17 protein-coding genes and 2 pseudogenes are annotated in these 10,735 nt (G+C 57.0%); 13 read left to right on the forward strand and 6 right to left on the reverse strand.

Annotated features, from left to right (window positions below; all coding sequences use genetic code 11):
* Window positions 1–143, reverse strand: a pseudogene (locus ACIQ3A_RS11415) (pseudouridine synthase); the annotation flags it as partial.
* Between ACIQ3A_RS11415 and yaaA the strand changes: the two are divergent.
* Together yaaA and queF are read left to right on the forward strand one after the other, a co-directional pair.
* The gene (gene yaaA / locus ACIQ3A_RS11420; RefSeq protein WP_396431859.1) at window positions 142–918 is read left to right on the forward strand and encodes a peroxide stress protein YaaA; all 777 of its coding nucleotides are present in this window, start codon (window positions 142–144) and stop codon (window positions 916–918) included. The pseudogene ACIQ3A_RS11415 and the gene yaaA overlap by 2 nt on opposite strands.
* Window positions 915–1,772: an NADPH-dependent 7-cyano-7-deazaguanine reductase QueF gene (queF, locus tag ACIQ3A_RS11425; RefSeq protein WP_396431860.1), complete on the forward strand. Its 858-nt coding sequence runs from the start codon at window positions 915–917 to the stop codon at window positions 1,770–1,772. The genes yaaA and queF overlap by 4 nt, the downstream gene beginning before the upstream one ends.
* 30 nt (window positions 1,773–1,802) lie before the next feature.
* On the opposite strand, the gene ACIQ3A_RS11430 is transcribed toward queF, so the two are convergent.
* Entirely contained in the window at window positions 1,803–2,117 is a 315-nt protein-coding gene (locus ACIQ3A_RS11430; protein ID WP_396431873.1) for an addiction module antidote protein, read from the reverse strand.
* Window positions 2,118–2,122: 5 nt separating this feature from the next.
* A complete protein-coding gene (locus tag ACIQ3A_RS11435; protein WP_396431861.1) occupies window positions 2,123–2,452 on the reverse strand; it encodes a type II toxin-antitoxin system RelE/ParE family toxin in 330 nt (109 codons plus the stop codon).
* A gap of 278 nt (window positions 2,453–2,730) precedes the next feature.
* Between ACIQ3A_RS11435 and ACIQ3A_RS11440 the strand changes: the two genes are divergently transcribed.
* Both ACIQ3A_RS11440 and ACIQ3A_RS11445 read left to right on the forward strand, forming a co-directional pair.
* Window positions 2,731–3,165: a PACE efflux transporter gene (locus ACIQ3A_RS11440; RefSeq protein ID WP_396431862.1), complete on the forward strand. Its 435-nt coding sequence runs from the start codon at window positions 2,731–2,733 to the stop codon at window positions 3,163–3,165.
* A 71-nt stretch (window positions 3,166–3,236) separates the two neighbouring features.
* On the forward strand, window positions 3,237–5,267 hold the full coding sequence (locus ACIQ3A_RS11445) for an AAA domain-containing protein (RefSeq protein WP_396431863.1): 2,031 nt from the start codon (window positions 3,237–3,239) through the stop codon (window positions 5,265–5,267).
* 55 nt (window positions 5,268–5,322) lie between these two features.
* Here ACIQ3A_RS11445 and ACIQ3A_RS11450 read toward each other — a convergent pair.
* Window positions 5,323–5,772, reverse strand: a pseudogene (locus ACIQ3A_RS11450) (Bro-N domain-containing protein); the annotation flags it as partial.
* On the opposite strand from ACIQ3A_RS11450, the gene ACIQ3A_RS11455 reads away from it, so the two are divergent.
* From ACIQ3A_RS11455 to ACIQ3A_RS11475, 5 genes are all read left to right on the forward strand, one after another.
* Window positions 5,684–5,905, forward strand: a complete 222-nt coding sequence (locus ACIQ3A_RS11455) for a helix-turn-helix domain-containing protein (protein WP_396431864.1) — start codon at window positions 5,684–5,686, stop codon at window positions 5,903–5,905. The pseudogene ACIQ3A_RS11450 and the gene ACIQ3A_RS11455 sit on opposite strands and share 89 nt — an antisense overlap.
* Before the next feature lie 22 nt (window positions 5,906–5,927).
* Window positions 5,928–6,116: an AAA domain-containing protein gene (locus ACIQ3A_RS11460; protein ID WP_396431874.1), complete on the forward strand. Its 189-nt coding sequence runs from the start codon at window positions 5,928–5,930 to the stop codon at window positions 6,114–6,116.
* On the forward strand, window positions 6,113–7,300 hold the full coding sequence (locus ACIQ3A_RS11465) for a Fic family protein (protein ID WP_396431865.1): 1,188 nt from the start codon (window positions 6,113–6,115) through the stop codon (window positions 7,298–7,300). The genes ACIQ3A_RS11460 and ACIQ3A_RS11465 overlap by 4 nt, the downstream gene beginning before the upstream one ends.
* Window positions 7,290–7,460, forward strand: coding sequence for a helix-turn-helix domain-containing protein (locus tag ACIQ3A_RS11470; RefSeq protein ID WP_396431866.1), 171 nt, complete (start codon window positions 7,290–7,292; stop codon window positions 7,458–7,460). The genes ACIQ3A_RS11465 and ACIQ3A_RS11470 overlap by 11 nt, the downstream gene beginning before the upstream one ends.
* A gap of 79 nt (window positions 7,461–7,539) precedes the next feature.
* Window positions 7,540–7,788 carry an AAA domain-containing protein gene (locus tag ACIQ3A_RS11475; protein WP_396431867.1) on the forward strand — a complete coding sequence of 83 codons (249 nt, stop codon included), beginning with the start codon at window positions 7,540–7,542 and terminating at the stop codon, window positions 7,786–7,788.
* On the opposite strand, the gene ACIQ3A_RS11480 is transcribed toward ACIQ3A_RS11475, so the two are convergent.
* Both ACIQ3A_RS11480 and ACIQ3A_RS11485 read right to left on the reverse strand, forming a co-directional pair.
* Window positions 7,775–8,176 (reverse strand): type II toxin-antitoxin system MqsA family antitoxin, encoded by a 402-nt coding sequence (locus tag ACIQ3A_RS11480; RefSeq protein WP_396431868.1) that lies wholly within the window; start codon window positions 8,174–8,176, stop codon window positions 7,775–7,777. The genes ACIQ3A_RS11475 and ACIQ3A_RS11480 overlap by 14 nt on opposite strands.
* A gap of 2 nt (window positions 8,177–8,178) precedes the next feature.
* Complete coding sequence (locus tag ACIQ3A_RS11485) at window positions 8,179–8,481, reverse strand: type II toxin-antitoxin system MqsR family toxin (protein ID WP_396431869.1); 303 nt, start codon at window positions 8,479–8,481, stop codon at window positions 8,179–8,181.
* 116 nt (window positions 8,482–8,597) lie between these two features.
* Between ACIQ3A_RS11485 and ACIQ3A_RS11490 the strand changes: the two genes are divergently transcribed.
* From ACIQ3A_RS11490 to ACIQ3A_RS11505, 4 genes are all read left to right on the forward strand, one after another.
* Complete coding sequence (locus ACIQ3A_RS11490) at window positions 8,598–8,798, forward strand: helix-turn-helix transcriptional regulator (RefSeq protein WP_396431875.1); 201 nt, start codon at window positions 8,598–8,600, stop codon at window positions 8,796–8,798.
* Between the two features lies 1 nt (window position 8,799).
* On the forward strand, window positions 8,800–9,084 hold the full coding sequence (locus tag ACIQ3A_RS11495; protein WP_396431870.1) for a C-terminal helicase domain-containing protein: 285 nt from the start codon (window positions 8,800–8,802) through the stop codon (window positions 9,082–9,084).
* A gap of 650 nt (window positions 9,085–9,734) precedes the next feature.
* Window positions 9,735–10,508, forward strand: coding sequence for an ABC transporter ATP-binding protein (locus ACIQ3A_RS11500; RefSeq protein WP_396431871.1), 774 nt, complete (start codon window positions 9,735–9,737; stop codon window positions 10,506–10,508).
* The coding region (locus tag ACIQ3A_RS11505; RefSeq protein WP_396431872.1) for an ATP-binding cassette domain-containing protein at window positions 10,508–10,735 on the forward strand (228 nt) is incomplete at its 3' end. The genes ACIQ3A_RS11500 and ACIQ3A_RS11505, both read left to right, overlap by 1 nt.

The raw sequence follows: 10,735 nt of genomic DNA on the forward strand, positions 1-10,735 counted from the left end.
CACACCGGGCGCCCGAGCTGGTCACGCAGCATTTGCAGGGCAAAACGGGTTTCACCCGCATCCAGACCGGTGCGATGCACCAGCAGTCCGGGCGGCTTGGTCACGGCTGCAAGATAATCGTCAAGGTAAAGGATGTCGAGCATGTTGTTCTTATTGTCACCCGCCAAATCTCTGGACTACGAAACCCCCGCAAGCGATGTGCCGCACACGCTGCCTCAGTTCGTGCCGCAATCACAAGCCCTGATCGAGGTGCTGCGCCAAAAGTCGCCCCAGCAAATTGCCGAGCTGATGGACTTGTCCGATGCGCTGTCGGCGCTGAACGTGGCCCGCTATGAGGCCTGGAGCCCCAAGTTCTCGGCCAAAAACGCCAAGCAGTCGGTGCTGGCTTTCAATGGCGATGTGTACGAAGGCCTGGACGCCAAGTCGCTGTCTCTGAAGGACCTGGAATGGGCGCAGACCCATGTGGGCATTTTGAGTGGCCTGTACGGCGTGTTGCGCCCGCTGGACTGGATGCAGCCCTACCGCCTGGAAATGGGCACCACACTGCAGACCGACAAGGGCAGCAACCTCTACAAGTTTTGGGGCGCGCAAATTGCCGAATACCTGAACGCCCAGCTGGCCAAGGACAAGACCCCGGTCATCGTGAACCTGGCCTCGCAAGAGTATTTCAAGTCGGTGGACCGCAAGGTGCTCAAGGCCCGTGTCATTGAATGCGTGTTCGAAGACTTCAAGGGCGGCAAGTACAAGATCATCAGTTTCAATGCCAAGCGGGCGCGTGGCCTGATGGCGCGTTATGCGGTGCAAAACAAGATCAACCACCCTGAAGGTCTGCGAGGTTTTGATGTCGAAAGCTACGCCTTTGATCCGGCCGTTTCCGAACCCGATCGCCTGGTGTTTCGCCGCAAGGTGCAAGCATGAGCGAGTTCAACAACGCCCCCGAGCAATCCCAGCTGGGCAAAGCCAGCGCCTATGTGGACCAGTACGACGCGGGTTTGCTGTTCCCCATTCCCCGTGCCACCAAGCGTGCTGAAATCGGCGTCTCGGGCCAGCCGGTATTTTTTGGCGCGGACTTGTGGACCGCGTTTGAGTTGTCCTGGCTCAACCCCAAGGGCAAGCCGCAGGTGGCGCTGGCCCACATTACTGTGCCCGCCGAAAGCACGCACATTGTCGAGAGCAAGTCGTTCAAGCTGTACCTCAACAGCTTCAACAACACACGCCTGGACACTGCCGATGCGGTGCGCGACATGATTCGCCGTGACATCAGCGCGGCCATCTGGCATGGCGGTGTGGTGCAAGCCAGTGTGGGCGTGAAGCTGTTGCTGCAAGAGCAGTTTGACGCCGAACCCGTGCATGAGCTGGATGGCCTGAACCTGGACCGCATGGACATCGAGTGCACCCGTTACCAGCCCGCGCCCGATTTACTCACAGCGCAGACCGATGAACTGCCCGTGACCGAAACCCTGGTCAGCCATTTGCTCAAAAGCAATTGCCTGGTGACGGGCCAGCCCGACTGGGGCAGCGTGCAGATTAAGTACAGCGGCCCGCAGATTGAGCAGGCCGGTTTGCTTCAATACATCGTGAGTTTTCGCAACCACAACGAGTTCCATGAGCAATGCGTCGAGCGCATCTTCATGGACATCTGGACGCGCTGCAAACCCACAAAGCTGACGGTCTATGCCCGCTACACCCGGCGCGGTGGGCTGGACATCAACCCCTGGCGCACCAGCCACCCCGGCATCTTGCCGCCAAACGTGCGCACGGCGCGGCAGTGAGCCGAGTCAGCGACGACGATTCAAAAGACATCAGAGTCGCGGCCGCACCACCGATAAGTGCAATCCGGTAGCGTTCAACACAGCCAACCAGGTTTTGAGTGTGGGGTTGCCGCGTGGACTGAGTGCCCGGTACAGGCTTTCGCGGGGTATGCCCGCTCTCTCGGCCACCGCAGACATGCCTTGCGCCTCAGCGATGTGCCGCAAAGCCGCTAGCAAAGCTTGTTGCCCGCCGGGTTGATCAGCTTGATCCAGTGCAACAGCGAGGTACTCGTTGGCAAACTCAGGATCGGCTTTGAGCATCGCCACAACGGCTTCGTCATGCGGACGGCTGGTCATGATGGTCATGATGGTCATTTGATCTTTCTCCTTTGTTGCCAGTCCACCCAGTAAAGGTGGGCTTTTTCAATATCCGATGGTTGTTTTCTTTTGTCACCACCGACCAACAGCAAGATCAAGCGCTGTCCGGCCTGTGCGTAGTAAATCCTGTACCCCGGCCCCCAATCAATGCGGGCTTCCCAAACGCCTTCGCCAACCGGTTTCACATCGCCAAAATTGCCGCTGGCCATTCGGCCTACCCGAATCAAAACTCGGGCTCTGGCTTGTCGATCCGCCAGTGACATCAACCACAGGGCGTAAGGGTCGTCGCCTTGCGCAGACAGGTAATCACGAACTTCAAACATGTGAATTATAAGTTACAAGATAATTCGATCGCATCACATAGGCAGGTCGGCAGCCAATAAAATCAAATAGCGTGAAAATGCTTTCACAATTAACCCCGCAAGCGTTTTGAACTCAGTTAGTTTAGAGGCTTTAGTAATTTATGAGTCATAAAGTATTTTTTAAAAAATCAATATGCGATATGGCTGTCTTTCGACCTGACGAGCATGACGTGTTAACTTATGTCACCCGTGCCTGCTAGTGCGCTTTCCTTGCTGGCCACTTCACCGCACTCCCCAATATGTCACCCACCACCCGCCGCGTTCTCCAGGCCCTTTTTTACGAGGCCATTGCCATCGCTGTGGTCGGACCCGTTTTGAGCTTGGCCTTTGACAAGTCGCCCGCTTCCACATTGGGTCTGGCGGTTGTGTTGTCGAGCATCGCACTGACGTGGAATTACGCCTTCAACTGGCTCTTTGAGCGCTGGGAGTCGCGCCAATCGGTGCGTGGTCGCTCCTTTGTCAGACGGCTGGCCCACGGGGCCGGTTTTGAAGGCGGCTTGGTGATCATTCTTTTGCCTGTCATGTCGCTTTGGCTGGACATTTCGCCCACCGCTGCTTTGGTGGCCAATTTGGGACTTCTTGCGTTCTTTTTCTTCTACGCCATCGCGTTCACCTGGTGCTTCGACCGAGTCTTCGGATTGCCCGCCTCTGCCCAAGCGGGCGATGTGCCCTGACATCGAAGAGCCGCTCTACCAAGACGTGCAGACCCAGAACAACTGGTCAGCACTCACCAACTTAAGTCCTTGTGCCTTTATCTTTACCTTTGGCTGACCCAGACCCGACCCCCACCGCCCCTTGCGCTGTTCAAAATGAGTTACGCCATGTGCGTGCGCTCATGCAACTGGAGCAAAAAGAAGACCAGGCGCAATTCAAACTCAAAAATGCCAGTGCCAGCATCAAAGAGCGGCGTCGGCGTGGCTTGACCTGGTACCCCGTCACCATCACCCAAGAAGACATCGGTTTTGGTGGCAAGGTGGTGCTGGAGTTAGAGCGCCCTGCCAATCGGCAAGACCTGCACTTGTTTCAGGTGGGCAAAAACGCTTGTGTGTTCAGCAATGCGCCTGGCTACTCGGGGCCTGACCGGCCCGTGCTCAGCGGCGTGGTGACCAGCGTGCGGCGCAACAAGCTGCTGCTGGCCACCACCAAAGAAGCGCTGCCCGACTGGGTGTTAAACGCCAGTACGCTGGGCATTGACCTGACCTTTGACGAGGTGAGCTACCGCGAAATGAACCAAGCCATGGCTGACGTCATGGGCGCACACGGCAACCGCTTGGCCGAACTGCGCGACGTGCTGCTGGGCGCTAAGCAGGCCAGCTTTGGCGAGAACAAAGCCGACGACCTGTTTTACCCCAGTGCGCTCAACGACTCGCAGCTGGCGGCTGTGCGGCACGTGGTCTCGGCGCAAGACGTGGCCATCATCCACGGTCCGCCCGGCACGGGCAAAACCACCACGCTGGTGCAGACCATCCTGGAAACCGTCCGGCGTGAGCGGCGCGTGTTGGTGTGCGCCCCCTCTAATACCGCCGTGGACCTGCTGACAGAAAAGTTGGCCGAGCGCGGTGTCAACGTGATCCGCCTGGGCAACCCCAGCCGTGTGTCGGACCTGCTGCTCAAGCACACCCTCGATGCGGGTGTGATGGCCCACGCCAGCTACGCCAAGATGCATGCGATGCGCCAAACCGCCGAACAGCACCGTGAAACGGCCAGTGAACTGGCCAAAGAAGGTGTCCGCAATTTTGGTTTTGAGGGGCGCCAACAGCGCCAATGGCTGAAAGAAGAAGCGCGCACCCTGCGCCAAGCCGCCGACGACTTAGAGCGCTTCATGACCGAGGACGTGCTCGAATCGGTGCAGGTCATCACCTGCACGCTGGTGGGCGCCAGCAACCGCCACATTCGCCACCTGAGCTTTGAGACGGTGTTTATTGACGAAGCCGCCCAGGCCTTGGAGCCAGGTTGCTGGATTCCCATTGCCAAGGGCCAGCGCATTGTTTTTGCGGGCGACCACCACCAGCTGCCGCCCACGGTCAAAAGCGAAAAAGCCGCACAAGAAGGCCTGCGCGAAACCCTGTTTGAAAAGTGCATCCAGCGGCAGCCGCAAACGGCCCGCATGCTGAACGTGCAATACCGCATGCACGAGCGCATCATGGGCTTCAGCTCTGGCAAGTTTTATGGCGGCCAACTGGTGCCGCACCCCAGCGTTCGCCACGCGGGTCTGGCCGCTTACGACCTGCGTTTTGCACCCGATCTGCCTGTGGAATTTATTGACACGGCGGGCTGCGGTTTTCTGGAGGTGTCCATTCCCGAAAGCCGATCCACCGCCAACCCCGAAGAGGCCAACTTGCTGCTGGAGCGACTGGCCCAGTTGCTTGCGCCCTATGACCCAGCAGAACACGACGAACACCAACACACCCCGCTGAGCATCGGCGTGATTGCCCCGTACCGCGCCCAAATCAACTACTTGAAAGACGCCATCGAAGACAGCGAAGTGCTGAATGGTTTGCTGCCGCAACGCAGGCTGAGCGTGGGCACCGTCGATTCGTTTCAGGGCCAAGAGCGCGACATCATTGCCATCTCGTTGACGCGCAGCAACCCCCAAGGCGAGATCGGCTTTTTGTCTGACATCCGCCGCATGAACGTGGGCATGACCCGCGCACGGCGCAAGCTGCTGCTGGTGGGCGATTCGTCCACACTTTGTAGGCATCCGTTTTTTGGGGAGTTGCTGGAGTATGTGAAGGGGGTGGGGGGCTACCGCACGGCGCTTGAGATGGGTAAATAGAGCTGAAGCTGTGATGACCATTGCTGACTCGCCTGTAACCTAACTGTGCCAGCCAGCGTTTGAAGGGCTCGACCTTGGGCGAGGGGATGGACTGGATGATGCGGAACAGACCTTCGGTGTTGGCGCAATTCACCCGCTGTGCACCGCCTGTCGTCGGAACACGAAGGGGGGTGGCAATTTGCCCCCACCCTTTGGCCAGTTCTGGGTCACGACGGCGCAGGTCTTTCACGTAGCCCTCTGGCTGCACCGAATCGGTCAGCACACCCACCACGTCAACAATGGCAAACCACCATTCCTCGTTGTGCCAGACACGGCGAATGGTGGTTTCCTGGAATACCGCGATGTGGTGCGCGGGATCGTTGGGGGTGGTGATTTTCTTCATATGGCTCCCAGAAACTGTGATTTTATACAGTTGTTTGCAATTGCGCCAATCGCTATTTCTTCCTGAACTGATTGCAGCACGCACGCAAGCTGGCCTGACGCAAGGCGATGTGGCCGCACGCATGGGCACGACCCAAAGCGTGGTGGCACGCATCGAAAGTGGCAGGGGCACGCCATCCATGCGAACAGTCCAACGCTTTGCCAGTGCCGTGGGCGCGCGTGCCGTGGTGCGCATGGAGCCTTTGACGGCTGCATGATCCGCAGCAAACCCAAGGCAAGATCGGCTTTTTGTCTGACATCCGCCGCATGAACGTGGGCATGACCCGCGCACGGTGCAAGCTGCTGCTGGTGGGCGATTCGTCCACGCTTGGCAGGCATCCGTTTTTTGGGGAGTTGCTTGATCTTGACACCGCGCACGATACGATTTTCACACTATTCAAATCATATATTGATATGATTAGGCCATGAAACCCTATCAACGTTGGATTTGGCAGCTGCCAGAGTGGCCCGCATTGGCGTTCGACGCGCAGCGAATCCAGGCGCCATTGGCGGCCGCAAGAACATCTCAAGGATTTCTTCTTGGCAAAGCGGAGGCGATTGGCCTGGAAGGGCTGCAGCCCCACATCCGTGACTCGCTGACGCAAGAGGCATTGACCACCTCTGCGATTGAAGGCGAAAAGCTGGACCCTGAAAGTGTTCGCTCCTCCGTGGCCCGGCGCTTGGGCCTCGACACCTCTGGGGCCCCCGTGCGCGAGGGCAGGCGCAACATCGAGGGGCTGATTGATGTGTTGCAAGACGCCACCCTCAACACTGAAGCACCCTTGACGCTGGAGAGGCTGTGCAGTTGGCACGGGGCGCTTTTCCCCACGGGTTTTTCGGGCATGCAGCGCATCGATGTGGGCGGTCTGCGTTCTGTGCCCATGGAGATCGTCAGTGGGGCCGTGGGCCACAGCAAGGTGCATTACGCCGCGCCACCCGCTGAAGGTCTGGCCGAGCAGATGGACGCTTTTTTGAATTGGTTCAAGCAAACCCAGCCCAAAGTCGGGCCGCAGCCCATGGACGGCTTGGTGCGTGCCGCTGTCTCGCATCTGTGGTTCGAGACGCTGCACCCGTTTGACGATGGCAACGGGCGCCTAGGCCGGGCCATCTTGCAACTGGCACTGGGCCAAGACATGGGCCAGCCTGGGCGAATCGTGACATTGTCGCGGCAAATCGAGTCGTGCAAAGACCAGTATTACCGCGAGCTAGAGCAGGCACAACGCTCCAAAAGCATGGACGTAACGCCATGGGTCGAATGGATGCTGGTGCAAATTGATCTGGCCAACGAATTCGCCAACCGCACCATCGATTCCGCCATTCAACGCATTCGTTTTCAGGCCCAAATGTCATCGGTCTCTCTCAATGAGCGTCAGCAAAAAACGATGAAGAAACTTCTGGATGCTGGCCCCAAAGGTTACGAAGGCGGCATGACCACGCGCAAGCACGAGCGGATTGCGCAAACCTCCACACCCACCGCAGCCCGAGACCTCATCGATCTGGAAAGGCTTGGGCTGCTCACCCGATACGGTGACGGCCGTTCGACACGGTATTACCCTGCGATAGAAGGTTGGGCCGAGGACGATGCCAAATTGGGAAAAGCCAGTGGGACTTGAGACGCAAGGCGAAGTGGCCGCACGCATGGGCACGACCCAAAGCGTGGCGGCACGCATCGAAAGTGGCAGGGGCACGCCATCCATGCGAACAGTCCAACGCTTTGCCAGTGCCGTGGGCGCGCGTGCCGTGGTGCGCATGGAGCCTTTGACGGCTGCATGACCAGCTGCTGCAACGCAGGCGCAGCGTTGGCACGTTCGATTCGTTTCAGGGCCAAGAGCGCGACACCATTGCCATCTCGTTGACGCGCAGCAACCCCCAAGGCGAGATCGGCTTCCTGTCTGACATTCGCCGCATGAACGTGGGCATGACCCGTGCACGGCGTAAGTTGTTGCTGGTGGGCGATTCGTCCACACTTTGTAGGCATCCGTTTTTTGGAGAGTTGCTGGCTTATGTGAAGGGGGGGGGGCTACCGGACGGCGCACCAGGTGGACAAACAGGGCTGAAACAGCCGCGCTGCGATTTCTTGGGGGGCGCTACGCCGCTCTGACCTCGTTCAGCAAATCGGGGTGGCGATCCAGCACCTTGAGTAACTTGACCAAGGCCAGCGGTGGTTTGGTCTTGCCGTTCTCGTACCGAGAAAACGCATTCACGCCACCGCCAAAAATATCGGCAGCTTCACGTTGGTCCAGGTCGAGCTTCTTGCGCACTTTGGCAATGAAGCTAGGGTCAACATAAGCAGCGTTCACTTGCCTTTGATGCACCCCAATCAACTCGCTGTATCGGTCACCGTGTTCGCGGTTCAAGACGACTTCGCCGCAAGCAGGACAGAAGTCACCCGTCACGTCGGGAATGGTGGTGCTTTCGCCCTTGTAGACATAGGGCATGTCGCGGGTATCGTGGATCAGTTCAGCCGCTCCACAGCATGGGCACTTCATGGTCACAGCTCCTTGAATGAAACAATCAAAACATCGTCGATGACAGTCAGCTTGAGATACACCTCAGCGCCGCTGGTGGTCTTGGCGTGGTACACGTCCTGCCAAATCCGGTGATCCGCATGGGTCGTCATGCTCTTGTAGAAGTTGGCAGAGGTCAGGGACATGACGACTGCACACATTCCGGCCAAGTCGTTGATGCCCAGCTCAAGAGCCCCACCGAACGCGCTCGCTGTCGCCCTGACATGACCACCCTCGACCAGCGCCTGAACAAAGGTCAGCTTGCAGTGAGGGGTACTTTTCTCCATGGTAAATTATAACCAAGTTGGTTTATTTGGCAGATAGGTTAACGATCAAGCCATGCCGCATCTTCAAAATGCTACCTCGATAAGTTTTTGATGCTGGTGAAGCGACCGAGTTTGAGCTGGCCCGTGAACTGATTGCAGCACGCACGCAAGCGGGCCTGACGCAAGGCGAAGTGGCCGCACGCATGGGCACGACCCAAAGCGTGGTGGCACGCATCGAAAGTAGCAGGGGCACACCATCCATGCGAACAGTCCAACGCTTTGCCAGTGCCGTGGGCGCGCGTGCCTTGGCGCGCATGGAGCCTTTGACGGCTGAATAACTTGCTGCTGCAACGCAGGCTGAGCGTGGACACCGTCGATTCGTTTCAGGGACAAGAGCGAGACATCATTGCCATCTCGTTGACACGCAGCAACCCCCAAGGTGAGATCGGCTTTCTGTCTGACATCCGCCGCATGAACGTGGGCATGACCCGCGCACGGCGCAAATTGCTGCTGGTGGGCTATTCGTCCACGCTTTGCAGGCATCCTTTTTTTGGGGAGTTGTTGGCTTATGTGAAGGGAGTGGGGGGCTATCGCACAGCGGATGAGATGGGCAAACAGATTTGAATCGGTAATGGCTATCGTGGCGAAGTGGGCACGCGCGTATGTCTTGAGCGGCTTGGGCGACTCGCCAGATGCGGTGACGGGCGCTCGACACGGGATGACCCAGCGATGGAAGGATGGACTGAGGACGATGCCAAGTTGGCATAAGCCAGCGGGAAAGCTGACAGACCGGCTGTTTGAAGACAGGGAGGAAGGGCAATCAAGCCCTTGCGCACCTCCATCTGGGTGTGGTGCCACCCAATACGCGCAGAGCGTCGCAATCAATCAGGCCGAATCGGTGTGTGCAGATCTATGAAGGTTGGCTTAAGGCTGGATGCGGAAATTTTGGATGGATGGCTGATTTTTCGTCTGCGCCCTTACTGGCCATTCATCAAGTGCGGCAACTCCGCCCAAAAAACTTTGGATGTCAGCGACACGAGTTGAACTTGCATGCACACTGAATATTTAAAGCACCCCGAAGGGTGACAAAGAAAATTTGATTAGGCTATTCAAGGCTGAAGTTCTCTGCATTGGCTCAAAGGCAGGGAATACCCCAGTTGTAGACGACCGGTCTAATATTAAACTGGCTTTCATGGTTTTGTGCTGAGACCAGCCCGTCTGCACAAAAGATCATTTAGACACCTCAAGTGCGACCACGGAAAGACACAGTTCAAATGCCTGAGCAAGAGCGACTGCTAAGTTTGCATCAAGTCAGTAAAAATTTTGGCGGCGTACAAGCCGTTAAGAATTTAAGCTTTGATGTGAATTCAAATGAGATTGTGGGATTGATTGGACCCAACGGATCCGGTAAGTCCACCTCAGTGAATTTGATTTCAGGTGCTGTGCCACCAAGTTCCGGTGACATTGTTTGGCGAAGCCAAAATGTCAACAAACTTCCCATCAGCCAGCGTGTACCACTGGGCCTGGCGCGAACATTTCAAACTACGAGTTTGCTTGCAGAGTTCAGTGTGCTCGAGCAAGTCTTGACGGCCTGCCATACCAGCTACAGCGTTTCACCTTGGCGCTCAGTTTTAAGAATGAAAGACGCGAGAGCTCAAGACGCCGAACAACGCGCCAAAGCTCAAGAGTTGGTGGAATTTGTTGGTTTAGGTGACGTAACGAACGATCCAACATCAACTATTTCATCGGCTCAGCAGCGGCTACTGATGATTGCGACCGCGATGGCAGCAGATCCAAAACTGATCTTGTTGGATGAACCAGCGGCAGGCATGGTGGCAAAAGAACGTAAAGAATTGGCCGAGGTCGTCATGCGTATTCGAGAGCGAGGATTGGCTGTTTTGGTGATCGAGCATCACATGGGACTGATCATGGAGGTGTGTGATCGCATTGTGGTGCTGAATTTTGGTGAAAAAATAGCAGAAGGCAGGCCTGAGCAAATTCAGCGTGACTCAGCAGTCATTGAAGCATATCTGGGTGGGGTGCACTGATGCTACATATAAAGAACCTTACAGCAGGTTATGGAAAAGTTAATGTTTTGCACGGGATCAGTCTTGATGTAAAGGAGCGTGAATGTGTCGCGCTTATCGGCGCAAATGGTGCTGGCAAAAGTACCACCTTGCGCTGCATCTGTGGTCTTAACGAAGTGCGCTCTGGCAGCATTGAATTCATGGGTGAACGATTGGATGGACTGAGCGGACATGCCATTGTCCGCAAA

Source organism: Limnohabitans sp., from assembly GCF_044361985.1.
Classification (GTDB): Bacteria; Pseudomonadota; Gammaproteobacteria; order Burkholderiales; family Burkholderiaceae_C; genus Limnohabitans_A.

Bases quoted from the DNA above. Each gene is read 5' to 3' on its own strand.
- ACIQ3A_RS11500 (WP_396431871.1), top strand. From the start codon at position 9,735: ATGCCTGAGCAAGAGCGACTGCTAAGTTTGCATCAAGTCAGTAAAAAT.
- ACIQ3A_RS11440 (WP_396431862.1), top strand. From the start codon at position 2,731: ATGTCACCCACCACCCGCCGCGTTCTCCAGGCCCTTTTTTACGAGGCC.
- ACIQ3A_RS11465 (WP_396431865.1), top strand. From the start codon at position 6,113: ATGAAACCCTATCAACGTTGGATTTGGCAGCTGCCAGAGTGGCCCGCA.
- yaaA (WP_396431859.1), top strand. From the start codon at position 142: ATGTTGTTCTTATTGTCACCCGCCAAATCTCTGGACTACGAAACCCCC.
- ACIQ3A_RS11435 (WP_396431861.1), bottom strand. From the start codon at position 2,452: ATGTTTGAAGTTCGTGATTACCTGTCTGCGCAAGGCGACGACCCTTAC.
- ACIQ3A_RS11480 (WP_396431868.1), bottom strand. From the start codon at position 8,176: ATGAAGTGCCCATGCTGTGGAGCGGCTGAACTGATCCACGATACCCGC.
- ACIQ3A_RS11430 (WP_396431873.1), bottom strand. From the start codon at position 2,117: ATGACCATCATGACCAGCCGTCCGCATGACGAAGCCGTTGTGGCGATG.
- queF (WP_396431860.1), top strand. From the start codon at position 915: ATGAGCGAGTTCAACAACGCCCCCGAGCAATCCCAGCTGGGCAAAGCC.
- ACIQ3A_RS11485 (WP_396431869.1), bottom strand. From the start codon at position 8,481: ATGGAGAAAAGTACCCCTCACTGCAAGCTGACCTTTGTTCAGGCGCTG.